Below are 26,431 nucleotides of genomic sequence, written 5' to 3' on the forward strand. Positions count from 1 at the left end.
CTTTTAATAATTCTATTTTAGAATAATAACCAACTTACTAATCCAACAATTACAAGTAAACAAACGCTATATTTAATAGTTACTTTAAATAGCTCACTTTCTTTTCCTGCTAAGCCAACTGCAGCTGCAGCTACAGCGATTGATTGTGGTGAAATCATTTTAGCCATTGTACCACCTATCACATTAATAGCTACCATTGTTTCAGGTGCTGCTCCAATTTGAGTAGCTGTAACAGATTGAAGTGGAGCGAATAAGGAACCACTGTTTACAACGGAACCAGTTAAGAATACGCCTAACCAACCTAGAACTGGTGAAAATAACGGGAATATAGCACCAGTTGAAGCAAATGCTAAACCAAGTGTAGATGACATGCCTGAGTAAGTACAAATATATGCAAATGCAAGTACACTACAAATAGTCAATACGGGTGTTAATAGTTCTTTTGTTGTTTCTTTAGCTGTTTCAGCCAAAAGTTTACCACTGCATCGGAATAAGATGCTTGCAACAATTACTGTAATAACAATAGCTGTGGTAGTAGATGAAAATAAATCTAATTTAAATACTGCTGCGTATGGTGTTGCTTCTGGTACTATTGGTGACAATTTGATTACATTATTATTTAAAAATGGAATTGGAAGAAGGAAAACTAATTTTTCCAATGGTCCACCTGCAATAAATAAGTTTTTGAAAAAAGATAAGTTAAATAATGTAACAATAACAGTTAAAAAGATAAATGGCATCCATGCAAAAGCAATTGATCCAAGTGAGTAAGTGTTAGTACTTTCAACTTTTTTCTCTTTATTGATACGGAATGTTTCTTTTGGCTTCCAAACTTGTAAGAAAAGGGCTAGTGCAACGATACTAACAATTGCTGCAAATATATTCGCTAACTCAGCTCCAATAAAATAAAGTACAATTGCTTGAGTGGCAGCGAAAGAGATGCCGCTTACTAAAATAGCTGGAAATGTTTGTCGAATACCTTTAAAACCATCAATAATAAAAATTAATAAAAAGGCAATAAATATACTGATAAAAGGAATAATAAGAGCGGTGTATCTACCAACAACTAATCCGTCCAATCCAGTAAGAATGGCAGGAACTGTTACAGGAATCCCCATTGCCCCATATGCTCCACCAGCAATGTTGGCGATTAAACATAAGCTTGCTGCATAAACTGGACTAAATCCAAGTCCGACTAAAATGGCTGCTGTTATTGCAACAGGTGCTCCAAATCCTGCAGCTCCCTCTAAAAATGCTCCAAATGAAAATGCTACAATAAGCACTTGTAAACGTTGATCTGGTGTTATAAAGGAAATACTATTTTCTATAATAGCAAATTTGCCTGTCTTCACTGTTATTTTATAAAGAAAAATAGCGGCAAAAACGATTGATGCTACTGGCCAGATACCAGCCAATGCTCCATAAACTGCTGACATTAAAACAAAGATAGCTGGCATTTTATAAACGAATACTGCAACAAGCCCTGCTACAATAATGCTATATAATCCTGCTAGATAACCTTTTACTTTAAATACGGTCATCATTAAAATAAAGAAAATAATTGGAATTGCTGCTACAACTGCGGAGATCCATAAATTATCTAAAGGATCATATATTTGATTCCAAACAGTCATGTTGAATTCATCTCCCTTGAAAGTATCTGTAATTACTTTGATAATGTAATTATAATACTCATATTGTGAAATGCATCACATTTTTTGTGTCTATTTTGTGAATTGATCAAATAAAACGCTTTCCCTAAACGATTTTGTTCACATTTTTGTAACAAAGATAAAAAAGTGAACTTACAATCATCGATAGTAGTATCTTCATGACTTTGCCATTTATTCTACTGTCAGTAAAAATAGGAAAATGGATGCTGTTTTTAGTAGATAATCGTAACTACTTCTTCTTTCATATATTATTTTTTTCTAATTAATGAAATAATTTGGTTGACATATAAGAAATAAATTAGTTAAAGTAAAACTAATTAAATAAAGAATCCACTAGGGGAGCCATTTGGCTGAGACAATTTTTTTGGACCCTTTGAACCTGATCTAGTTCATACTAGCGTAGGAAAGTGGAGTCGGCGTGTAATTTAAGTATCCACTTACTTATCCTTATACAAAGCCACTCCATTATTCGGGGTGGCTTTTTTTGTTGGAAAATATTTCGTCTCTTTTTTCATAAGAAACGATAGAAAATCCTTTTTCTTGCCATCCTGTTTTCCTATTCCCCAAAAAAAGGAGGAAAAACATTGAAATTTTCACAACAATTGCGTCAAGAAGCAGACAGTATTTTTAACGCGATATTTGAACATCCGTTTGTTCAAGGCATCGGTAAAGGAGAATTAAAAGCGGAGCAGCTTATTCACTATGTAAAACAAGATTTTGAATACTTAAATTCTTTTATCCGAATTTATGGAACTGCTATCTCTAAATGTGACAACAGAGAAGATATGGAACTGTTTAATGAACAAATTGCTTTTATTTTAAAAAGTGAGGTTCATCCACATAATAACTTTTGCCAAGTAGCTGGAGTTGAGTATGAAGATTTGCAAGGATTTCCGTTATCACCATCTTCTCATCATTATATTCGTCATATGCTTACGGTTGCGCAGCATGGTTCCATTGCTGAGATTCTAGCTGTTTTATTGCCATGCCCTTGGACGTATTTAGAAATTGGAAAGAAACTGCTGAAGGAAGTGGATCCAGATCCAACACATCCTTTTTATGATTGGATCCATTTTTATGGAGGCCGAAAGGATAGCATGGATACCATTACAAATAAGTTCTGTGCGCGTTTAGATGAATTGGTGGAACACGCTACGGAAAAGCAAAAAGAAAAGTTAAAAGAGTACTTTCTATTAAGCTGTCAGCTTGAATATAAATTTTGGGATATGGCTTATACATTGGAAGAGTGGCCAGTAAAAATGGGGGTTGTCAACGCATGAATTGGAAAATAAAAGAGGTTGTTTTATTAGTAGTATTATCTGTTGCCTGCGGGGTTTTATATTTAGGTTGGTCGACGTTATGGCTCCCTATCTCGGCGATTGTTGGGCCGGTCGGTGCTGAGTTTATGTTTGGAATATGGGTAATTGCCAGTCCGATTGTGGCCTATATCATTCGAAAGCCTGGTGCTGCTCTTATTGCGGAAGTAGCTGCTGCAGCGGTTGAACTTTTAACAGGCAGTCATTTTGGTTTGTCGGCATTATTAATTGGTATTTTTCAAGGAATAGGATCAGAAATCGCTTTTGCCCTTTTCCGCTATAAAAAATACAACGTACTTGTTCTGATGCTTTCTGGTGCATTTGCAGGTGCTGTCAGCATGATTTATGCAGTAATAGCATACGGATTTAACTATTATACAACAGGGATTTTAATTGCTACACTTGTCATTCGAATGATAAGCGGTATGCTGCTAGGTGGATTATTAGGAAAAGCAATTGTCGATATTTTGGCGTTGACAGGTGCATTGGACCAATATGCTATTAAACAACAGCATAGGAAAAAGGATGATAAAAATGACTTCGTTGTTAGGATGTAAACAGCTCTCTGTACGATTTTTTAATCAACAAGAGAACGTGTTAACAAACATCACTGTTTCTTTTCAAGAAGGAGAGAAAGTACTAATTCTAGGTCCAAGTGGAAGTGGAAAATCAACTTTACTCTCTGTTCTTGCCGGTATTATTCCGGAGCATATAGAGGCAGAGGTAAGCGGCGAAGTGACAAGAAAAAAAAACATCGGAGTTATGTTCCAAGATCCAGATGCACAATTTTGTATGCTCCGTGTAAATGAAGAAATTGCGTTTAGCTTAGAAAATAGAAAAATTCCAAAAGAAAAAATGGATGCTATCATTCATCATGTGCTAGAGATTGTCGGGTTAAAAATTGACCCGGAAACACTTATCTCCACTTTATCTGGCGGTATGAAGCAACGTTTGGCTTTAGCTTGTTTATTGGCGCTAGAGCCAGATGTTTTGTTTTTTGACGAGCCTACAGCACAGCTCGACCCATTAAGTCGACAGCAAATTTTTACACTTCTGAAAGAAACAGCAGAAAAAACAAAGCAAACGATGATTTTTGTCGAGCATGTACTTGACGGCTGCATCGAATGGATGGATCGTGTTATTCTGCTGAATCATAATGGACACATTATTGCGGAAGGAAGACCAGAAGAAATTCTTGCGAAATTTGAATGTCAAATGGATGAAGCCGGCATATGGAAACCGAAAATTTTTCCATATAAGTGGGAAGATATTATCCAGGATATTAAACATCCTGCAGCAAAAAAGCTCGTGGAACAATTTAAAAAAATGTACAAAAAATCAATGGAAAAAAAAGAAGAATTACCTTCTATTTTAGACATAAACAATACATCTATTTATTACGGAAAAAAACCGGTGCTTACAAATATAAATACAGCTATTCATAAAGGAGAATGGGTTTGTATTGTAGGAAAAAATGGCTGTGGAAAAAGCACTTTTATGAAGGCTGTTGCTAATCTAATAAAAAGAAAAAATGGAGAAATTAAAGTAAAAGGCAAAGATTTAAGACGTTGGTCCGATAAGGAGCTTTATAGAATGCTTGGCTTTGTTTTCCAAAATCCTGAATTGCAATTTATTAATCAGACAGTATTTGAAGAAGTTGCTTTTTCTGGAAGACAGCAAAACTGGGATGAAGAAGAAATCACTACAAAAACAATGCATCTATTAAAAGAGTTTGGCTTAGAAAATCATGGTGATTTTCACCCATTTACTTTAAGCTTCGGGCAAAAAAGGCGGTTGAGCGTTGCTACGATGCTTCTGTTAGAGCAAGATATTCTCTTATTAGATGAACCAACCTTTGGACAGGATAGAAAATCAGCCAAACAATTGCTTAATCTGCTAAAAAGAAGGCAAGAAGAAGGAACAACAATTGTGATGGTGACACATGATATGGATGTAGTTGATTCTTATTCAGATCGAGTCCTCTTATTTGAAAATGGAGGAATCTCATTTAATGGTAATCCCTATTTATTTTTCCAGAATATCCATTCTTTTAAAGATGCCAGTATACTTCCGCCTCTGCATTACAAGTTTATAGAGGAAAGAAAGGAGAAGGGACATATTGACAAGCAATCATTCTTTTCTCTCGTCCATTAATCCAACAATAAAGTTAATTACCCATTTACTCCTTATGTTTTTATTGATGGCGGTCACAAATCCACTAACTACACTAGCTGTGTGGATTTTTGTACTTATTATGGGGATTAGCATTGGTGGATGGAAATTACCCTTTTTAGTAAAAGTATTACTTCCATATTTATTCTTATTTATTTTTGTTTTTTGGATGAGGGCAGCATTTGGGATAGGGGAGCATGTCATAATGGAATGGGCATGGTTTCGTATAACAGAAGAAAGTTTACGAAACGGGTTAACCATCTCATTACGTATGCTGGGGTTTGTCACAATTGGCTTATTATATACTTCGACAACTGATTTAAATTTATTTATTATGAGTCTTATCCAGCAGTGCAAACTTTCTCCGAAGTGGGCATATGGTTTTTTAGCAGGATTTCGCTGTATTCCAATGTTTCAAGAGGAGTTGGCTCAAATCAAGGAAGCTCATCGAATTAGAGGCTATAAATATACAGGAAGCTGGAGGGCATTTAGACGGTATGCCGTTCCATTATTAACGCAGGCAATTAGAAGATCAGAACGTATGGCTATTGCAATGGAGGCTAGAGGTTTTACAGGAACTAGAGATCGAACCTATTATCGCTCCCCCATTGTTTCTAAACAAGATTACGTTTATTTAGCGGTTGTACTAATGATTGCAGTCGTTCTTTTATTTACGGTTAAAAATTAAAAGTAAATCCAAGGTATACAAAGGCAATAAATAGTGAAAATGAGCCTCTCGCCAAATTATAAAAGATGGCGGGCTTTTTTTAAAAGGAGAAATAGCAGAAATCTGCTATTATTGATATAGTTAATTGATCGAAAAAAATGATGCAAGTCGTTGAAAGCTAGGTGAAAAAGTGACACATCGTTATTATTTATCTTTAGCATTACCTCTTATTTTTGCTACTATTACCGTTCCGTTGCTAGGTGCAGTGGACACGGCAGTTGTCGGTCAGTTGCCAAACCCAGCTTATATAGGGGGAGTAGCCGTAGGAACGGTAATTTTTAATACTATGTATTGGCTATTTGGGTTTCTTCGTGTCAGTACATCAGGATTTGCTGCACAGGCGTATGGAGCAAAAGATGAACTGAAAAGTACAATGGCATTTATTCGCCCCCTTTGTTTAGCCATACTGATTGGACTGTTTTTTATCCTTGTACAAAAGCCACTGCTGCAAGTTTCCCTGCATTTTCTTGGGGTGGATGGACAAGTAAAAGATATCTGTACGATATATTATCATATTAGAATATGGGGAGCGCCATTTGCCTTAATGAATTATGTGGTGCTTGGCTGGCTGTTAGGAATGGCGCAAATAAAAGAGACTGTTATTATTCAATTAGCAATGAATATTTTTAATATCATTATGGCGCTTTTGCTTGTTTTAGTGTTTCATTTGAATGCAGCTGGAGTGGCCTTTGCAACACTTTCGGCGGAAATAATTGCATTTGGCATAGGTGTTTTTATTTTAGTTAAACATCATAAATCTCGATTCTTTTTTTCATGGAAAGAGCTATTATTCCATTTATCTGATCGGGAACCATTAAAGAAAATGTTTATTGTGAACAGGGATTTATTTATTCGGACTATTTGCCTTTTAGTTGTATTTAATATTTTTACAGCAAAAGGTGCTTCATATGGGGAATTGGTATTGGCTGCCAATGCTATTTTGATTCAAATTCATTATATGATGGCCTATTTTTATGATGGTTTGGCAAATGCTTCGAGTATATTAACTGGAAAAGCAATTGGAGAGCAAAATAAGGACCTTTATAAAGATACAGTGAAAAAATCCTTTCAATGGTCATTTCTTTTTTCTGCTGCTATAGCCCTCTTATTTGCGATGTTCAGTAATGCAATCATACCTATTTTTTCTGTAGTAGATGAAGTGATTCTGTTAGTTCATGAATATGAATGGTGGCTAGTGCTTTTCCCTCTATGTGCATGTGTAGGTCTCGTTCTTTATGGCGTCTTTACTGGGGCAACGGAAGCCGGTTTAGTAAGAAATAGCATGATTGGTTCCATTCTGATCTTTTTAGCCGTATTTTTCCCTGCTACGCAATTTTGGGGAAATCATGGTCTATGGCTTGCCTTTATTACGTTTAGTTTGTTTCGATCTATTTTATTAGCTTTATATATACCCAAGCTTTCTAATAGACTTAATTTTTTGAAGGAAAATAACCTTTCTTCTAAGTGAACGAGAGAAGATATTTTGTGAATCAAATTTAGTTTATGTACGCGATTGGCAAAAGTAAAAAGCCTTTTTGAAGAGAACATGGTCAAAAGGCTTTTTACGAAATGAATAGGATAGAAAGGCTTGTTGCCTATTCAGTAAGATCTTGAATAGAGGATGTTCGAACAACTAGTTTACATGGATAATAAATTTTTTCAACAGTAGGGCTTTCTTTGTTAATTTGCTTTAATAATAATTCCGCCGCTTTTGCTCCCATTTCAAATGCTGGCTGGGCAATAATAGTTATAGGTGGATTCGACAGATGGGCAAATGGGATATTATCAAATACAATCAGTGATACATCTTGTGGAATATGAAGTGTATGTTCTTGTAAATAAGCTAGAGTTTCTAAAAAAACAAGCTCATTTCCAGCTAAAATGGCTGTTGGTGGATTTACCTGTTGAAATAATTCATGTAGTCTTGTTTTTAATTCTGGTATATCGGCATTAATTATATAGCCAGAAGGCAGTTGAAATTGGTGGGCTTGAAGAGCATTTTTGTATCCTGCTACTCTTTCTTTTCTTGATGAAATGGTTAAAGGCTGTGTCGCAATAGCAATATGTTCGTGTCCATTTTGAATAAAATGGGAAGTTGCCTCATAACTTGCTTGTATATTATTTGCCAGCACAAAATGAGCATTTAAATGTGGAATATCTCTGTCCATAAATACAACAGGATATTTTTCCTCTACCATTCTTTTGTACAAATCAAAATTTTGCCCCGTTGGAAAAATAATTAGCCCATCTACTTGTTTTGCATGGAGCATCTCTATATATCTTTTTTCTTTTTCTGGATTGTTATCAGCATTGCATATGATAGCTTGAATATCATTTTCATAACAAAAATCTTCTATGGATCGGCTCACCTCGGTCGAAAAGCGATGAATAATATCGGCAACAATGATCCCAATCATAGAGGTTCTTTTTTGTTTTAAACTTTTGGCAATATAATTAGGATGATAGCCTAACTTTTCGATGGCTTCTTTAATTTTGATTCTTGTATCTTCGCCCATATATTCGTACCGATTATTAATATATTGGGAAACCGTGCTTTTGGATACTCCTGCAACTTTTGCGACATCTGCCATTGTAACTTTCATCATGATTATTTTCCTCTTTCATCTTCATAGGTATTTCGATAAGTATAGTAACTTCTAGTATAAGACATAAATAATCCTAATGTCTAAAAGCTTTTCTCATTTGATACATAATAGACAAAAATAAGTATTATTTTAAGCAGCCTTCTAGTTTATTTTATGACCTAGGTTTGAAGCATAGAGCAGGTGGAATACACGAAGACTCCTGTGGGAAAGGGAAGTGTATTCTGACTGCTGACTAATGGAGAGAGCAACCCTCTTTTCAGGGTATCCTATAATAAAAAATCCTTTTTCCATAAGTGTTTAATAGGAAAAAGGATTTAAGATAGACTTATTTAATTAAATTCAAAGAACAGCTAGTGATATTTATTATATTTTTTTAGAGTGACGCCACATTAAATATAAAAAGTATGGGGCACCGATCATTGATGTAATTAACCCTGCAGGTATTTCAATTGGAGGAAGCACTCCACGCCCGATTGAATCTGCAATTAATAAAATGAAAGCACCTATTAGAAAAGATGTCGGAATAGTATAAAGATGCCTAGAACCAACAAGTTGCCGTGCAATATGGGGGCCAATTAATCCGACAAATCCAACCATACCAGCAGCTGCTGTACTTGCACCTGTAAGTAGAACAGCGGAAAGAAGCAAAAGCACCTTAAGTCTTTCTATTCTTAATCCAAGTCCAACTGCAGTTTGGTCTCCAAGGAGCAGCAAATCAAGGGAACGCGATAGGAAAAATACAAATAGTCCTAAAATAATAACCCAAGGCATAATGAATAGTACTTGTTCCCATGTACGCCCAAATAAACTACCATTAAGCCATAAAAGGGAACTTTGCACATTTGATTCGATGGATAATAAACTTAACTGAACTGCTGCGCTGCAAAAAGCACTTATGGAAACGCCGACAAGGGCAAGCCTTGTTAAATCCAATCCATTTTTGTAAGAAATGATATAAACAGCAAAAGCAGCTATTGTCCCCCCAGCAAAGGCAGCTATTCCAGTATAGGCAATATTTAAATTTGGGAAAAGCAGAAAAAGGCTGACAGCTCCAATACTTGCTCCTCCAGATATTCCTAATGTATCGGGGGCAGCAAGCGGATTATGCAGCACCGATTGAGCAATTGCTCCTGCAATGGCCAAAGCACCGCCAACAAATAAAGCAAGCACAATTCTTGGCATTCGATAGTGGAAGATAATATAAGATTCATTATCATTGCCTATTCCTAAAAAGGCATGTAAAACAGATGCAGGGCTTATAGGAACAGCGCCTAATCCAATATTGACAACAGCAATCATTAAGAGCAGTATAGATAAAAAGGCAATAATAACAATAGGATGAAGGGTTTTTAATAAATTCTGCATTAGACATTTTTTCCTTTATTTTTTCTAGCTAAATAAATGAAGTAAGGTGTACCAATTAACGCCGTAACTATTCCTACAGGTGTTTCTGATGGAAAAGAAATAAATCGGGAAAGCACATCTGCTATCAAAAGAAGGTTTGCACCGAATAAAGCGCTAAGAGGCAATATTTTTCGATAATCGATGCCGACTAAAAAACGAACTAAATGTGGAACAATTAAGCCGATAAATCCAATTGGTCCGACTGTTGCCACGGTAGATCCTGCCAATAGCACAACCAGAAAAGTTACAAGTACTTTTACTAAAATAGTACGTTGCCCAAGACCTTTTGCAACATCATCTCCTAATGCTAGTATAGATAGAGAATTCGCTAATAGAAAGCTCGCAATTAAGGCAGTGACACTGATTGGAAACAGCAAGCGCACATCATCCCAAGTAGTTCCTGCAAGCATGCCTGCAAGCCAAATTAGTATTTTATTTATCGAATCTTCATTAAATAGTAATAAGGATTGGGTTGCAGATGAAAATAGTGCTTGAATGGCAATCCCCACTAAGGCAATTTTTACTTCTATGGAGCCGCCCTTAAAGACAAAGCTCATCATAAAGATTAAAGATGCCGAAATTAAACCACCTAAAAAGCCACTTCCTATCAGCAAGTACCCAGTGACAGCAGGAAATAAGACGGTCATTAATACAACAACAAAGGATGCTCCAGCATTAACACCTAACACACTGGGAGAAGCTAACGGATTTCTTGTCATTCCTTGCATCATGGCTCCAGCAACAGCTAAACTTGCTCCAACTAGTATAGTTATTAGTAACCTAGGCAGCCGAATATCATGCAAGATAATAGATAGTTCGGATTGATCTGGTGAAAATAGATAGTGAATAATCGAATGAACGGTAAAGTGATAAGCTCCTATTTTTAATGAAAAATAGGAGGCAGCTACTAAAATAATGAAACCAATAAAAGTGATAAAAATAGTATTATTTTTTACATTTTGCAATTGATACACCTCAAATAAAAAGGATGAAGCGAATATCCCTTACTCATTATGGACAAAAATTTCCTCGAATTCTTGTATTCTATCATTAATGGCACTAAGACTGCGCCTTCTTGACCAATCATTTTGATTCACTTCATACACTTTTCCAGTTTTTACGGCTTCTAGTTTATTCCATAATTTATCATTTTTTAGTGTTTCTTTAACAGAAGGTTCCTCTTCATTTATAGAAACAATTAAGATGGCAGGATTAATTTTTAATAATTGTTCAATCGTCATCTCATTAGAAGTTTCTTTTTCATCAACTAGCGCATATGGAACACCAATAGAAGTTAAAAAGCTTGGTGTGAAAAATGAACTTGATTGTACATCAAAAATATTTCCCTCGCCGTAGCCAGCAATTAGTACCTTTTGATCGGCTGACTTGAGTTCTTCTTTTAGTTTCTGAACCGTATTTTCATGTTCTTGAATGAAGGCTTGTCCTTCTTTTTCTTTTCCAAGTGCTTTTGCGATGGACTTTGTATTTTCCAACACAGTGTGATAATCGGCGGTATCATCGTTAAATGCAACAGTTGGAGCTATATCTGATAATTCTTTATAAATACTTTCATGTCTACCTTTATCTGCAATAATTAAGTCAGGATTTAGAGTTCGAATTATTTCTAAATTTGGCTGTGCTCGTGTTCCAACAGATGTATAACCTTTTATTTTTTCGTATACATTTTTGGCGATTCGTTCTGGCTTATCATCATCTGCCACTCCAACGGGAATCACATCAAAAGCAGCAACAGCTTCTGTTAATCCAAGCTCTAAGGTCACGACTCTTTTTGGATTTGCTGGAACCTCTGTTGTACCTAGTTCATGGGTAATCGTTACTGTTTCTTGCTTTTTATCTGCAGTATTATTATCATTTTCTGTTTTTCCGCATGCAGAAAGGATTAGGATGAAACATAGAAACAAACTATAAGACCATTTTTTGTTATAAGCTAAATTCATTTTCATTTCCCCACTTTATCTCTATTTGTTACTAACAATGATAATCATTTTCACCAAGACAAGTCAACAAAATTTTAGGACATTACAACTTGTTTTGCATGAATATTCAATATATTAACTAATTAGTGGAAATTAGTAGGGAAAAGAAAGTGAAAAGAGGCTGAGACATAACGAAATAGATAATAGGTAAAGACGAACATTTTCTAATTTAGCACTTAAATGGTTACTTGCCGATACTGGTTATTCATGTTTTTTCATATAGTTAACTCAAACTTCGCAGTTATAAATTCCTCTTCATGTATTGACATAACTTGGTTTAGAGCAATGAGAAAAGGGTAATTGATTAATCTTTTGGTTTTTTTGCAAACATTATTCCTTATAAATAGGGGCAAGATTCTCGTTTCAGGATGCTCGCTTTCCGTGGGGCGTGCGATGAGCCTCCTCGGCGCAAGGCCGAGGCCACTGAAAAACCTATTGTTTTTCTTTTAGTAATTTACGATAGAAAAAAAAAGAAAGCTTTTTGTCAAAAATTTGACAGAAACCTTTCTTTTTTTGCCTATTTTCTTTCGTATTCTTTTCTATTTGTTGTCTTTTTCTTGCATTAATTTGATTATTCGTTTGAGATTGGTAGCGAATATCGCTGTCGCTCCTTGAATTTGCATACCAAATAAACCCGAGGAGGAGGCTGTTTCATACCCGTGTCTGTGTTTTAGTTCACTATTTTTCGCTTCAATCTTATAGCGAGTTTTCGCTAGTTCTTTGAATTTTTCCGTACCTTGAAATTCCTCCTGATCTTTATGTTCCGTTGATTTGATGGTCACAGAATAGGACTTACTTTTCGCTCCTTCTTTATAACATCCTTCACGAAAAGGACAAACTTTACATTTTTCAATATCAAAAAGGTACTTGATTCGAGGGTTTTTATCTTGATTCTTTCGCTCATCATATTTTTTTTGAATAGCCATATGACCTGCATTGCAGACATACATTCCCGCATCTTTGTTAAAGGAAAATTCTTCTTCTTTTGTCCTAGCTCCATGGGTAATATGAGGATGTAATTTAGAAACAAGTTCCAGCTCATTTTCTTTCGTATAGCGAATATTATCTTTCTCGGAGTAAGCTGCATCCCCGATAACTGTATCTATTTTCATTCCTGTCTCTTTACTTTTTCTGTGAAAATAAAACGGGCGAGTGGCTATTCTGGGTATCTGTATAATACAGTAACGTGTTCTATTTGATAGGGCGGGTACAGGATTTTGGTGTAAAGAAAATCTTGAAGCGTGGACTTCTAGAAAAAAGACAATAGTAAAGAAAGGGTGTGACCTCAATTTTTTAAAAAAATCACAACCTTAATAGAGTATTGTAATGGAAGGTCGTCTAACCAGCTAGACGTGGTTCAGAGAAGTGTTGCTTATTAATAAATAGGGTATATATAATTCTTAAAACTTTATGTGCAATAGCCTGTAAAGCTTTTTTCTTTCCTCTTCTTGCAGATAGAGACCAAAAAACATTTGACATTGAGGTATTTTTCGACCTTGATATAGCCCAAGCAACCTCACAAAGAGCAGCTTTTATATGTGGGTTTCCTTGAACGCTTTTGGAACTTTTCTTTTTACCAGCACTTTCATTATTGCCAGGTGATACACCAGCCCAAGAAGCTAAATGTCTTGATGAAGGGAATTGGCTCATATCTGTTCCGATTTCCGCAATAATAACAGCAGCTGTGTGTTCCTTTATACCTGGGATAGATAAAAGTATTTCTTTTTCTTCTTGATAGGAATGAAGCAGGGTATCTATCCTATTTTCAAGTTCTTGAATGGAAGTTTCCAAATACATGATATGATTCCAAGAGCTTTTAATCATAAACATTTGATGTTCATTTAATGTTCCGAAAAGAGAATCGGAAATGGTATCAGCCTTCTTGCGGAGAGAATGATGGATATTGGCATCAACATCAGCCTTATCAAGGTATCCATTATCGACTAACTGTTTCAAAAGTTTACGTCCAGAAACCCCAAAGATATCAGAAATAACTGAACCAAGCTTTATGTTTGAACATTCGAGGACCTTTGAAATTCTATTTTTTTCAGCTGTTAAGTTACCAACCCATTTCTTGCGTAAACGGTTCAAATCTCTTAATTCCCGAAGATCTTGGGAAGGGACAAAGCTTTTTTCAATCAATCCATGACGAAGAAGCTTGGCAATCCATTCTGCATCTGAAACATCGGTCTTACGACCAGGAACGTTTTTAATACGTTGGGCATTGGCCACAGTAATATCGAAATATCCTTCAAGGATGTTGTATACCGGCTTCCAATAGATTCCGGTACTTTCCAGAGCAATGTGTGTAATTTGTTTTTCTTCTAACCACTTTAATAAATCAAATAAACTTTTGGTTAAAGTGGAAAAAGTCTTGGTTTCTTTTTGAATGGATTCATTATTAGTGCCAGTTAGGGCACAAACTACAATCTCTTTTTGATGAACATCCATTCCGGCACAATGGGTTAATAAAATGTCCAAATAAAACAACCTCCAAAGTAGTGTCTATGGAAAGTGGAATAAGCTTGGTCAAACAGCATTTTTCTGTACGTGATCATCCTCAAAAATTGAAGAGTCAACAAAGGGGTGTACACAAGGCAAATTCCAAACAGTTTCTTATACAGGGTCGAACCACCACAAAAGCGCACGTAAAGATTACTTCCCATAGCATTAATCAGTATGGAAAAATGGACAAAAAAGTAAAACCCCGGCTTAGAAAAAATTTTCATGCCGGGGTGTGAGTGTGAAATCATGTGTGTTTCTTTATTAACTCTTGAAGATATTTTCCATCGCTTTTTTCGCCTGTTGTCACTACTGCCGCTGTTATAATTCGCTCATCACTCATCGCGATATGTGTTTTATATCCAAAGAAAGAAGAATCCTCTGATTTATGCCCCACACGTGCATCTGGATCCGTTGAAAAATGTAGTTGTTCTGTATAATCTTCCACCACTTCTTTTAACACATTCAGTTTCTCTTTAACGGCAGGGATGGAAGCGACTTGTGGTTCGGATTCCACAACAGAAATGATGTCTTTACAGTAATCCAACTCCTCTTTTACTTCATTAGAAGTTGTTTTCTGCGGGAATTTTTCTTTGATGGATTCGTCTATTTGATAGACGGCTTTTCGGACATTTTTGGATTTTTCTTGTAAAAATTCTTTCGGTGACTTTTGATTATAACGCGCTTTTGTATGGGTAGCATCTACAATAATGGTTTTACTTTTCATGATTTCTTTCTCCAATGCAATCTCCACTGTCTTGCCGATTAGCATATCTAATAAACTCACGTCTTGAAGACGGAGTTTGCGAAATTTCGTTAACGAGCTTGGATCAATGACGGCATCTTCTGGTGCCATATCGAGAAAGAATTTAAACGACATATCGTACCGAGAACGTTCCACTACATCTACATCGGACAAATCAAAAATTGATTTTAGAAGGAGATACTTGAACATACGGATCGGCGGCTCGGCATGGCGACCATTTACCAGACAATATTTTGTCTTTAATTCTTCGAGAACGAATGAGAAATCCACTAGCTCATTTATTTGGCGAAGCATATTATCCTTTGGAACAACGAAATCATAAATAGATAAAAACGGACTAAGTGTGAAAGATTCTTGATTGGAAATCATTTTATATACCACCTACATACATTTGATCTCTTCATTATAAAACAAAAGGCAGTCAAAAGGTCATTTAGAATGAACTTTCGACTGCCTAAGTAAAAAAAAGGACTTTTTCAGTGGCCTCGCAAGGCCTGTGGGGTCTCATCTAACCCGCTAATCCCACAGGAGTCTCGCATATCCGCTCCAATCAAGCCGTTTTGATTCATTAGTTGCTGTCGTTGAACTGGTGAAAACATCCATCTTATAGAAATAGATTAAAAGTGCACATTTTGGGAGAACAACGTTGAATAATAACATAAAAAAACAACGCTACTATGGTTTAGCAATCCTACCTTGTCATGAAATTCGAAGACAAGAACTTATTCTAAAACAGGTTGCTTGTAACGGAGGGTGCGAAGACTCCTGCGGGAAATGTGGGAAGGCTGAGACCCCGCAAGGCAACGCCGAGGATGCTCAGCTCCCACCCCGCGGAAAGCGAAGCAACCCGTAGTGGAAAGGAACCCCCACAATAAAAAACAAACTTCCCATTTTATTGTTCTTAAACCGAGTAATATCAAGACTTGCAAACGAATTTGATGGTGCGAAGTTTGAGTAGTTAAGTATAAAAACTAGGTTGTTCCATTGCGCTACAGACACTCGCTTTCCGCGGGTGATTACTACAAACCTTCTTTTTTACATAAATAAAAACCCCAAACCATGATACGAAATATTTTTTATATCTTCGTATCATGGTTCGGGGTTATCTTCGGCTGGAATACTTATGTCCCAGCTTCCAGGTTGCAAAAAATGCGATTGTAATTATTAAGCTGTAATTAAATATGACCCTTAACGGTATTTTTGACACGGATTTTTTCCCATGGTTTAGATAGCCATCTTCTAAATGCGAAAGATCCTCTAAACCATTCATCAATTCCTTGTGCAATCCAAACCCCTAATAATCCAAGCCCCATTTGAATGCCTAGTGTATAGCTAAGGACAACAGCTACTCCCCACATGGAAATCATTCCAATGAATACAGGGAAACGAACATCACCAGCAGACTTTAAAGAACTCATTAACACAATATTCATTGCTCTTCCCGGCTCAGTAAATACTACTGCCCATAAGATTGGGACACCAATAGCAATGATTTGGTAATCATTTGTAAATAATTTTAAAATGGGAGAACCAATAAGAGCCATTGCCAGCGCAGCAACAGAAGAAGCAATCATAGCAATTTTTAATGTTTTTACTCCGCGTTTTAAAGCTCTTTCATATTGTTTTCCTCCAATATAACGGGCAACGAGAAGTTGAGTTCCTTCTGCAATGGCTACTGTGAATAAATAACAAACCATTGAGATGTTTGTTATATACACTCTAGCGGCTAAAGATGCATCACCTAAAGAAGCCACAATGGCGGTGATCACTAATTGGGAAAACTGATAGGATAAATTTTCACCAGCAGATGGAATTCCAATAAATAGCATTTCTCGAATATCCTGTTTATTCACTTTAATAATGTCGCTAACTTTAAAAGTAAGAGCAATTCTCTTATAAACTAAATATAAAAGCACAAATACAGCAAACGCACGAGCAATAACAATCGTCCAAGAAACACCTGTCACCCCTAGTATCGGCAATCCGAATACCCCAAAAATACTAATACTATAACCGATCACACTAAAAGCGTTCATTAACACACTAACAATCATGGATTCTTTTGTAAAACCGTGGCTGCGCAATACGGCGCTTAATGCAAGTGAAAGAGATTCTAAGAAGAGGGAAGCACCACATATGCGGATAAAAGTAAGACCGTAGTTTAATACGTCTCCTTGTATATCAAATAATCGCAATAGATGTTCACCAAACACTACAACAAGAAAGGCAACGATAACACCGAACCAAACGTTAAGTCCAACAGCTGAACGTGCAAACTGTCTTGCTTGACTAAACTCATTAGCACCTAATCTTTGACCGATAAGAATCATAGCTGCAATAGAAGTTACGTTAAAGACGAGTATAAAAATACCTAGTAATTGGTTTGCGACACCTACCCCAGCAGCAGCTCCATCGGAATAATGACTTAGCATGAGTGTAGCAATAACACCCATTCCCATGTGTAAAGCTAATTCAATAAAAAGTGGCCATGATATATGAAAAAGAGACTGATCTTGTAATTTATTTGTTGAGACGTTCAACCTTTAATATCCCCTTTACTTTTTAATATTATATTGCAAATATAAGATACATTTTATTCTTATTTATTGGAAAGTAAAGAGAAAATGAATAAATTTATTTGTAAATTTTTCTGTTGTTTTGCATAGAGTAATAAGTTTGTTCTATTTAAAGAAAAACCCTTAAAAAGCCCGATTGGTAATCGGTTACAATTATAATTTTCTAAAAAATAATTAAGGATTTTTAAACCTCCTTCAGTTACGCTTTTTTTCCAATCAAAAAGGTTGGTTTTTATTTAATAAAAAATGTAATGATGATTGTCATGACAAGTGTTAATATAATAGTTATACTTTAATAAAAGCAACATGATTAAGAGAAACTAGTAGTGCGTGTTCAAAACGGAGGATAAAAAGGGTCAAGAAGTTTGAGGGCGGCTTATCTTTGGTCATCGGTCTTCCACGGAATGTGGTGGCTTCAACGTTTTTTTAGTTGAAGATTCTCTAGTTAATACGTGATAAGTGAAAAATAAGCCAACGAAGAAATTCGACGTGTCCTTTTTACTGGATTTTTTGAACCATCTCTATTAGAAAAAGCAGGGGGATACGATGAAAAAGGATATTGGAAATCGAAAGTTGCTTGGAGTGGCGGGATTAGGATGGATGTTCGATGCTATGGATGTAGGCATGCTGTCCTTTATTATTGCAGCACTTCATGCAGATTGGGGATTATCTGTTAAACAAATGGGCTGGATTGGGAGCATCAACTCGATTGGCATGGCCGTTGGAGCCTTAATGTTTGGATTAATGGCAGATAGAGTAGGAAGAAAAAATGTTTTTATCATTACACTATTATTATTCTCGATAGGCAGCGGATTATCTGCATTTACAACAAGCTTAACGATATTTTTAATTTTACGATTTATTATTGGTATGGGTTTGGGAGGAGAGCTACCAGTTGCTTCTACCTTAGTATCAGAAAGTGTGCCAAAGGAAAAACGTGGAAGAGTAGTGGTTTTATTAGAAAGCTTTTGGGCTTTTGGATGGTTATTAGCAGCTGTTATTTCCTATTTTATTATTCCTAAGTATGGTTGGGAAATTGCTCTGTTAATTAGTGTATTGCCTGCTTTTTACGCTCTTTATTTACGATGGAATTTGCCTGATTCTCCACAATATTTAACAGTGGAGAAAAAGGAAAAACTATCAGTAATAGCTAGTATGAAAGCAGTATGGTCGAAAGAAAATGCAAAGCAAACCACGATGTTATGGATTCTTTGGTTTTGTGTCGTCTTTTCCTATTATGGTATGTTTTTATGGCTGCCAAGTGTAATGGTAATTAAAGGGTTTAGTTTAATTAAAAGTTTTGAGTATGTATTGATTATGACTATTGCACAGTTGCCAGGATATGCATTGGCGGCATATTTAATTGAAAAAGTCGGCAGGAAATTTGTATTGGTAGTATTCCTAATCGGAACAGCTATTAGCGCTTATTTGTTTGGAACAGCAGAGACAACTGCATTGCTCATGATCTCTGGTATATTACTTTCCTTTTTCAATTTAGGAGCATGGGGAGCTTTATATGCATATACTCCTGAACAATATGCAACAAATGTCAGAGGGACAGGTGCAGGGATGGCAGCTTCCTTTGGAAGAGTTGGCGGTGTGCTTGGACCGTTGTTAGTTCCGTATTTAGTCGCACAGAATATATCGATTGCATCTATTTTTACTTTATTCTGTATTGCTGTATTTATTGGTGCTGCCGCTGTTTTCTTTTTAGGAAAAGAAACGAAAAACGTAGAGTTGTCTTAATAATTGCATAGGGTGTTGAGGATGGGACTCTTCAGAAAGTAAGGTACACTGACTTTCTGAAGAGTTCCATTTTTTTATCTAAATAAAAACAATAGTGGATAATAAACCCAGTATTATCATCAGTTAGTAGAGAAAGTAGTACGCATATTTCTTGACATTAAATGTTCTACACTATGAATAAATTTTTTTCATTTTCCTACATAAAGATAGTTTAAAGAGAAGGAATGCTATCAATTTTTATTTAAATAGTTCATAATGCTTATCATATTGCTTTGTTATGAAAGCGGATTATTATTTTTGGAATAAAAAAAATATTTACATTGTCAGAATATTGATGATAATATAACTACACAATAACAGTTAAGAGGAGGAGCATAACATGAAAACTAACATAACTTTATCAGTCATTATTATCCTCATATTATGCTCTTAGGATTAAATAAAACCCGATTTTTTACAGGGAATTGTTTAGTCCAGTTTTTGTTTCTTAAAAACAAGGCACTAAACAGTAATGTTGAATGGTGCCTATCCGAAATAACGGACAGGCTTTTTTTATGGAAATTTACCATTTTAATGGATAGAGGAGAAGAGATAAGATGAATAAGAAAAACTTTATGGATGGTGTGTATAAAGCTTCAACCGGGATGTCAAATGCCGTATTAGTAACATTGGGAATGGGCTTGCTTTTAGAATCAATCGGAAAAGCTTTTGGCTGGGAGATTCTAATTCATATAGGTTCTGTTGCAAAAGTTTTGCTTGCTCCAGCATTTGGAGCAGGAATTGCCTACCAATTAGGTGGTAATACATTAGTAATATTTAGTGCGATGATTTGTAGTAGTATTGGTGGAAATGCCATTCATTTAACGGAAGCTGGTTTAACAATTGTCCCGGGACAGCCAATAAGTGCGGTATTAGCAGCGGTTGTTGCAACGTTGGTTGGTAAATATATTAATGGTAAAACAATTTTGGATATGATCGCTATTCCTGCAGGTTCGATTCTTGTTGGTGGTTTTGCCGGTGTTGGTTTAGCGCATGTAACAACGCCATTATTAACATGGATGAGTGCACAGATTACTCATTCTGTAGAAGGATCACCATTACTTGCACCAATGGTTATTTCATTAGCTTGGAGTATTTTATTGATGACGCCGGCATCTTCAGCAGCATTGGCAATTGCATTGCAAATGGATCCTGTTTCAAGTGCTGCGGCATTAATCGGATGTACCGTTCAGTTTGTTGGTTTTACCGCTATGTCTATTAGACAAAATGATTTAGGTGGATTTTTGGCACAGTCGATTATTACACCAAAGGTTCAATTTCCTAACTTGGTGAAAAATCCTTTATTAATTATCCCGCCATTTGTGGCAGCCGTTATTTGTGCCCCAATTGCAACACTAGGATTTAACTTTACGGCCACTTATGAATTGGCAGGACTTGGTTTAAATTCATTAATTGCACCTATCAGTATATTAGCTCTACAAGGTATTGATGGATTCTTAGTCTATATGGCATTCGGTGTTGTATTGCCAATTGTCATCACATTGCCTTTATATTATTTCATTTTAAGAATCGGTTGGGCAAAGACTGGCGATCTAGCTATGAAAGTTCAATAATCTAATACTAAATAATAGAATGTACAAAAAAACTTGGGAGAAATCCCAAGTTTTTTTATGCATGCAGAATAATTAAATTTCAGTCGATGACCAAGGGAGCAAACAGATTTCTCTTTGAATAGGGCATTTGCTCTTCGTTTTTGCAGTTTTCATTACTAAAAAAAAGATGATAAATGACTAATTACACACCTATGGGAAATGTGCTGATTTTTTCACTTTCTGTGGCAGCCTCGTTCTGATCAACATCCTGTTTACTGTCATAAAAAAAGTTGTTCTTTTATAGACAGAAAGTTGTCAATTATCCAGAGATAGATACAGTTTACTTTTTTGATAGGCATTATCTTATTAATGTTTTAAAGTAACTTCTATTGAAGCTGGTTTCGAATAAACTGTTTTGATTAACTGCCCATAAAATGCAGCGAGTATTTGTTGAAATAACATACCGATTACAACAGGTACTGCTACTTGGGGAGGGAAAAAGCTTACCGCTAATACAGCCCCAGCACTTATATTTCGCATTCCACCCGTATAAATCATCCCAATAACTTCTTCTTTACTTCGTTTAGTTAAGATACCAAGAATCCACGCGAAAAAATAACCAGATAAAGAAATAAAAAAGATCGTGATGGCAATCTGAATAAACTTTTTATCAATATGAAGTAAATATGGTGCAACAACAGAGCTATTAATACTAACAACGGCTGCTAATCCTAGCTTAGAAAATGGCGCTAACGTTTTATTCCATTTTTCCGCTGTGGATTTCGAATAAAATTGATTAATAGCCATGCCTGCAATGGAAGGAAGTACAATCATTCCTAATAATCCTTTCATCATTCCCCATATTTCTAAATGAACAGTCTCCCCAACAAAAAAAGACATACTTAGTGGGACAAGAAATGGTGAAAGCAATGTGTCTAATAAAATAATCGCTAATGTGAGCGGAACATTTCCTTTATACATAGAAACCCAGATAACACTTGTAATGCCGGTCGGAATAACAACAGCTAATGTTAAGCCGGTAATAGTGAAGGGATCATTCTGAAAAAATAAATGTCCAATCGCAAATGCCCAGAGAGGCGTAATAATATGAAGCACAGATAAAGTCAAAATCAATGATAAGGGATGGGTAATCGTATGTTTAACGGATTGAAAATTAGATGTAAGGCTTCCAGTAAAGGTCATTCCAGCAAAAATCCATGGAACTAAAAACGAAAAATGGTGTAAAAAACCGGCTAAGATTACCCCAATAATAACGCTTGTAGGAGTAAGAAGAGGCATCCATTTTCCGAGAAACGCATTTAATCTTTGTAACATGAACAGGACTCCAATCATTTTTAAAACAGAAAAATTTGTAGGTAGTATGGTTATGTTTATTTTATCTGAATTGTAAAAAAATAAAAAGGGTGATATAGATATAAATATAAATATTTCGTGACATGATGTTTGTAAATTAGTAACAGCAACTGCTTATAATAAAGAGCAATCAACCTAACATTCCATATGCTTTTGGGAAATTTCTTAAGGAATGAGAAAAAGCACAAACGAAGTGATTGTGAGCAATTTATTCTATTCATGTTTTCAAAAAAATTAAGATAGGATACTATTACCTTATGAAAGCGTTAGCAAAAATAGCTGGTGATTTTGAACTTATGATTTTACTGCTGTTTTAATGTAGAGAAATTTAAATTTTTTACAGATTGGGAGGTTTTAATAATGATGCAAAAAATTCAACGTTTTGGCGGTGCGCTTTATGTTCCAGTTCTGCTTTTTCCTTTCGCTGGTGTTGTCATTGGACTTACCATCCTTTTTAAAAATCCATTAATAATGGGATCTCTAGCTGATCCAGAAAGTCTTTGGTATCAATGCTGGTATATCATTGGAGAAGGGGCATGGGCAGTCTTAAGACAAATGCCTTTATTATTTGCGATAGGGATACCAATTGCTTTAGCAAAGAAAGCACATGCAAGGGCGTGTATGGAAGCGCTTATTACGTATTTGACATTTAACTATTTTGTCAGCGCTATTTTAACGATGTGGGGTCCCTCTTTTGGGGTTGATTTCACAGCTGAGGTTGGATCTGGTACTGGGTTAACGATGATAGCCGGTATTAAAACACTCGATACTAGTATTATTGGTGCCATTGTTATTTCTTCCATTGTTGTAGCAATCCATAATCGCTATTTTGATAAAAAGCTGCCAGATTGGTTAGGGATTTTTCAAGGTACATCTTATGTTGTGATTGTAAGCTTTTTTATCATGCTTCCCTTAGCCTTAATCACTTCATTCGTTTGGCCGGTTGTTCAAAGTGGAATTTCCTCCTTGCAATCATTTTTAGGAACAGCCGGTGTTTTGGGAGTATGGTTATATACTTTCTTAGAGCGGATTTTGCTTCCTACTGGATTACATCATTTTATTTGGACCCCGTTTTTACTAGGACCAGCCGCTGTTGAAGGTGGAATTAAAGTATTTTGGATTGAACATTTGACCGAGTTCGCTGCATCTAAAGAGTCATTAAAAGCATTATTTCCACAAGGAGGATTCTCTTTATATGGGAATGCGAAAATATTTGCGATGCCTGGAATTGCGTATGCTATCTATTCAACAGCAAGACCGGAAAAGAAAAAATTAGTTGCTTCTTTATTAATACCAGCAACATTAACTGCTGTAATAGCAGGTATTACGGAGCCACTTGAATTTACTTTCTTATTTATTGCACCTGCATTATTTGCTGTGCACGCACTTTTAGCAGCAACCATGGCGGCAACTATGTATGCATTTGGAGTAGTTGGTTTAATGACTGGTGGTTTAATTGAGATTGCAAGCTCTAACTGGATACCATTATTTTCATCACATGGTTCTATCTATATTATTCAGTGGGGAATTGGTTTAACTTTCACTGTTATTTATTTCCTTGTATTCCGTACTATGATAGTGAAATTTAATTTTATGACTCCAGGACGTGAAATAGATAATAATGCAGAAACAAAATTATATACAAAAAAAGACTTTAAGGAAAAACAACAAGGGAAAAATTCATCTGCAAATGCAGGAAATGGTTTTTCAGATAAAGCATCCAGCTTTTTGGAGGCATTAGGAGGTTCGGATAATATTGAAGATGTGATGAATTGCGCTACACGACTTCGAGTAAGTGTGAAAGATGAAAGCAAACTTATGCCAGATAGTGCTTTCCAAGCTGCAGGTGCACATGGAGTTGTTAGAAGTGGCAAAGCGATTCAAATTATTGTCGGTTTATCTGTACCACAAGTAAGAGAACAGTTTGAAATACTATTGAAGAAAGCTAATTAACTAGGTAGAGAGCGGAGGAAATCCTCCGCTCTTTCTGTATCTGTGGCTATCCATAGCTAATATCATGAAAAGAGATTGTACATCCTAAAATAATTTTAGAAGTATATGAACCATTCAGCTAGATAGAAAAAATAAAACTCACTTTCTGAAACGGTGTAAAGTGGGTTTTATTCGTAAACCTACCATTTGAAATTTAAACGACAAGATGCGCAAATTCAATGCAGTAAAGGGAAAGAAACAAGGAGTAGTTTGTCCAATAAAGAGCCAATCAGGACCAAAAGGGGAACAAGCATTTGTAAAGGTCGACGTGGGAGATAAATTAAAATCACCAGATCCGTTATAATTTCGTTGATGGGAAAAATCTTAACTCATGTGAAAAAGAACAATAAATGTGATAAGGGGCAAACGTTTCCAATTCTATTGAGACCCTAAAAATGCTGTGATATAAATAAGGTATAAATCAGACAGAGGAGGAAGAGTAATGAAAAAATTCTCAGTTGTTATAGCAGGTGGAGGTAGTACATTTACACCAGGAATTGTATTAATGCTCCTTGATAATTTAGATAAGTTTCCAATTAGAACATTAAAGTTTTATGACAATGATAAGGAGAGACAAAGTAAAATTGCAGGTGCTTGTGAAATTATTGTAAAAGAGAGAGCACCAGAAATAGAGTTTATTGCATCCGTTGATCCTGAAGAAGCATTTACAGACGTTGACTTTGTAATGGCGCATATTCGCGTCGGAAAATATGCGATGAGAGAGCTAGATGAAAAAATCCCGCTTAAATATGGAGTGGTCGGACAAGAAACATGTGGACCTGGCGGAATGGCTTATGGAATGCGCTCCATTGGTGGTGTATTTGAAATTATTGATCACATGGAAAAATACTCGCCGAATGCATGGATGCTAAATTATTCAAACCCGGCAGCCATTGTTGCAGAGGCATGCCGCAAGCTGCGCCCTGATTCTAAAGTATTAAATATTTGTGATATGCCAGTCAGCATTGAAAGACGTATGGCAGAAACACTTGGATTAGCATCAAGAAAAGAATTAGTTGTACGGTATTATGGTTTGAATCATTTTGGATGGTGGACAGATATCAGAGATAAACAAGGAAATGATTTAATGCCAAAAATTAAAGAACATGTAACGAAGAATGGTTATGTAGTAACAAGCGGAGATAAGCAGCATACAGAGGCAACTTGGAATGATACGTTTACTAAGGCAAGAGATGTTTTTGCTTTGGATCCTAACACTTTACCTAACACCTACTTGCAATACTACCTGTTTCCCGATTATATCGTAGGGCATTCCAATAAAGAATATACGCGTGCTAATGAAGTAATGAATGGCAGAGAAAAGTTTGTTTTTGGCGAATGCGAAAAAATTGTAGCCAATCATTCTACTGAAGGAAGTGCCCTTCATGTTGATATGCATGCTTCTTATATCGTCGACTTAGCCCGTGCTATTGCTTACAATACGCATGAAAGAATGCTATTAATTGTTGAAAATAATGGAGCAATTGAGAATTTCGATTCAACAGGTATGGTAGAAATTCCATGCATAGTAGGATCAAATGGGCCGGAGCCATTATCTATTGGGAAAATTCCTCAGTTCCAAAAAGGGTTAATGGAACAACAGGTTTCTGTTGAGAAACTAGTGGTAGAAGCATGGGAGGAAGGTTCCTACCAGAAATTATGGCAAGCGCTTACCTTATCTAAAACAGTCCCAAGTGCATCAGTAGCAAAAGAAATTCTAGACGAGCTAATAAAAGCAAATAAAGATTTTTGGCCAGAATTAAAAAGAGAACAAAACGAAAAAGAACTTATCTCCCAATAACGACAGCGTTGATGCACCCCCTCATTTTTAAATGTGAGGGGGATATATGCTACTATTAATTTTCTATTGCTTCTTTTTATCCCACTCTTAACGGGCAGTAAAACCCTCGCACCGAGGAAGACAGGCGTGGAAACTCGCCCGTAAAGATCTAATAAGTGCAACTAACCATCAGTGATGGAAGTTTACT

The 26,431-nt window shown here is 35.9% G+C and carries 17 protein-coding genes, 2 pseudogenes and 1 riboswitch; of the genes and pseudogenes, 9 read left to right on the top strand and 10 right to left on the bottom strand.

Going from position 1 to position 26,431, the window contains the following annotated elements:
• Nucleotides 1–17: 17 nt before the first annotated feature.
• Complete coding sequence (locus AC5LWL_RS01650) at nucleotides 18–1,634, bottom strand: lactate permease LctP family transporter (RefSeq protein ID WP_493432721.1); 1,617 nt, start codon at nucleotides 1,632–1,634, stop codon at nucleotides 18–20.
• Nucleotides 1,635–1,998: 364 nt separating this feature from the next.
• Nucleotides 1,999–2,096: riboswitch (TPP riboswitch) on the top strand.
• A 161-nt stretch (nucleotides 2,097–2,257) separates the two neighbouring features.
• On the opposite strand from AC5LWL_RS01650, the gene tenA reads away from it, so the two are divergent.
• From tenA to AC5LWL_RS01675, 5 genes are all read left to right on the top strand, one after another.
• Nucleotides 2,258–2,953, top strand: a complete 696-nt coding sequence (gene tenA, locus AC5LWL_RS01655; RefSeq protein WP_493432722.1) for a thiaminase II — start codon at nucleotides 2,258–2,260, stop codon at nucleotides 2,951–2,953.
• Nucleotides 2,950–3,546: an ECF transporter S component gene (locus AC5LWL_RS01660; protein WP_493432723.1), complete on the top strand. Its 597-nt coding sequence runs from the start codon at nucleotides 2,950–2,952 to the stop codon at nucleotides 3,544–3,546. The genes tenA and AC5LWL_RS01660 overlap by 4 nt, the downstream gene beginning before the upstream one ends.
• Nucleotides 3,524–5,143, top strand: a complete 1,620-nt coding sequence (locus AC5LWL_RS01665; protein WP_493432724.1) for an ABC transporter ATP-binding protein — start codon at nucleotides 3,524–3,526, stop codon at nucleotides 5,141–5,143. Before AC5LWL_RS01660 ends, AC5LWL_RS01665 begins: the two co-directional genes overlap by 23 nt.
• On the top strand, nucleotides 5,109–5,849 hold the full coding sequence (locus tag AC5LWL_RS01670) for an energy-coupling factor transporter transmembrane component T family protein (protein WP_493432725.1): 741 nt from the start codon (nucleotides 5,109–5,111) through the stop codon (nucleotides 5,847–5,849). The genes AC5LWL_RS01665 and AC5LWL_RS01670 overlap by 35 nt, the downstream gene beginning before the upstream one ends.
• 169 nt (nucleotides 5,850–6,018) lie before the next feature.
• Complete coding sequence (locus AC5LWL_RS01675; protein ID WP_493432726.1) at nucleotides 6,019–7,356, top strand: MATE family efflux transporter; 1,338 nt, start codon at nucleotides 6,019–6,021, stop codon at nucleotides 7,354–7,356.
• Nucleotides 7,357–7,483: 127 nt separating this feature from the next.
• Here the strand turns inward: AC5LWL_RS01675 and AC5LWL_RS01680 are convergent, their stop codons facing one another.
• From AC5LWL_RS01680 to AC5LWL_RS01715, 8 genes and pseudogenes are all read right to left on the bottom strand, one after another.
• A complete protein-coding gene (locus AC5LWL_RS01680; protein ID WP_493432727.1) occupies nucleotides 7,484–8,494 on the bottom strand; it encodes a LacI family DNA-binding transcriptional regulator in 1,011 nt (336 codons plus the stop codon).
• Between the two features lie 363 nt (nucleotides 8,495–8,857).
• Nucleotides 8,858–9,859 carry a FecCD family ABC transporter permease gene (locus tag AC5LWL_RS01685; RefSeq protein WP_493432728.1) on the bottom strand — a complete coding sequence of 334 codons (1,002 nt, stop codon included), beginning with the start codon at nucleotides 9,857–9,859 and terminating at the stop codon, nucleotides 8,858–8,860.
• Entirely contained in the window at nucleotides 9,859–10,863 is a 1,005-nt protein-coding gene (locus AC5LWL_RS01690) for a FecCD family ABC transporter permease (protein ID WP_493432729.1), read from the bottom strand. The genes AC5LWL_RS01685 and AC5LWL_RS01690 overlap by 1 nt, the downstream gene beginning before the upstream one ends.
• Before the next feature lie 39 nt (nucleotides 10,864–10,902).
• Nucleotides 10,903–11,856 (bottom strand): ABC transporter substrate-binding protein, encoded by a 954-nt coding sequence (locus AC5LWL_RS01695; RefSeq protein WP_493432730.1) that lies wholly within the window; start codon nucleotides 11,854–11,856, stop codon nucleotides 10,903–10,905.
• A gap of 578 nt (nucleotides 11,857–12,434) precedes the next feature.
• Nucleotides 12,435–13,025, bottom strand: a pseudogene (locus AC5LWL_RS01700) (transposase); the annotation flags it as partial.
• A gap of 208 nt (nucleotides 13,026–13,233) precedes the next feature.
• Nucleotides 13,234–14,376, bottom strand: a complete 1,143-nt coding sequence (locus AC5LWL_RS01705; RefSeq protein ID WP_493432573.1) for an IS110 family RNA-guided transposase — start codon at nucleotides 14,374–14,376, stop codon at nucleotides 13,234–13,236.
• 277 nt (nucleotides 14,377–14,653) lie between these two features.
• Nucleotides 14,654–15,532: pseudogene (locus AC5LWL_RS01710) on the bottom strand (transposase); the annotation flags it as partial.
• A gap of 806 nt (nucleotides 15,533–16,338) precedes the next feature.
• Nucleotides 16,339–17,703: an MATE family efflux transporter gene (locus AC5LWL_RS01715; RefSeq protein ID WP_493432731.1), complete on the bottom strand. Its 1,365-nt coding sequence runs from the start codon at nucleotides 17,701–17,703 to the stop codon at nucleotides 16,339–16,341.
• A gap of 582 nt (nucleotides 17,704–18,285) precedes the next feature.
• Here AC5LWL_RS01715 and AC5LWL_RS01720 point away from each other — a divergent pair.
• Both AC5LWL_RS01720 and AC5LWL_RS01725 read left to right on the top strand, forming a co-directional pair.
• On the top strand, nucleotides 18,286–19,485 hold the full coding sequence (locus AC5LWL_RS01720; protein WP_493432732.1) for an MFS transporter: 1,200 nt from the start codon (nucleotides 18,286–18,288) through the stop codon (nucleotides 19,483–19,485).
• A gap of 596 nt (nucleotides 19,486–20,081) precedes the next feature.
• Entirely contained in the window at nucleotides 20,082–21,098 is a 1,017-nt protein-coding gene (locus AC5LWL_RS01725) for a PTS sugar transporter subunit IIC (protein ID WP_493432733.1), read from the top strand.
• A gap of 345 nt (nucleotides 21,099–21,443) precedes the next feature.
• Here AC5LWL_RS01725 and AC5LWL_RS01730 read toward each other — a convergent pair whose 3' ends face one another.
• On the bottom strand, nucleotides 21,444–22,412 hold the full coding sequence (locus tag AC5LWL_RS01730; RefSeq protein ID WP_493432734.1) for a bile acid:sodium symporter family protein: 969 nt from the start codon (nucleotides 22,410–22,412) through the stop codon (nucleotides 21,444–21,446).
• Between the two features lie 399 nt (nucleotides 22,413–22,811).
• Between AC5LWL_RS01730 and AC5LWL_RS01735 the strand changes: the two genes are divergently transcribed.
• Together AC5LWL_RS01735 and AC5LWL_RS01740 are read left to right on the top strand one after the other, a co-directional pair.
• A complete protein-coding gene (locus AC5LWL_RS01735; RefSeq protein WP_493432735.1) occupies nucleotides 22,812–24,404 on the top strand; it encodes an alpha-glucoside-specific PTS transporter subunit IIBC in 1,593 nt (530 codons plus the stop codon).
• Between the two features lie 481 nt (nucleotides 24,405–24,885).
• Nucleotides 24,886–26,244 (top strand): 6-phospho-alpha-glucosidase, encoded by a 1,359-nt coding sequence (locus AC5LWL_RS01740; RefSeq protein ID WP_493432736.1) that lies wholly within the window; start codon nucleotides 24,886–24,888, stop codon nucleotides 26,242–26,244.
• Nucleotides 26,245–26,431 lie beyond the last annotated feature (187 nt).

The organism is Niallia sp. WK069_GA_01 (genome assembly GCF_983173855.1).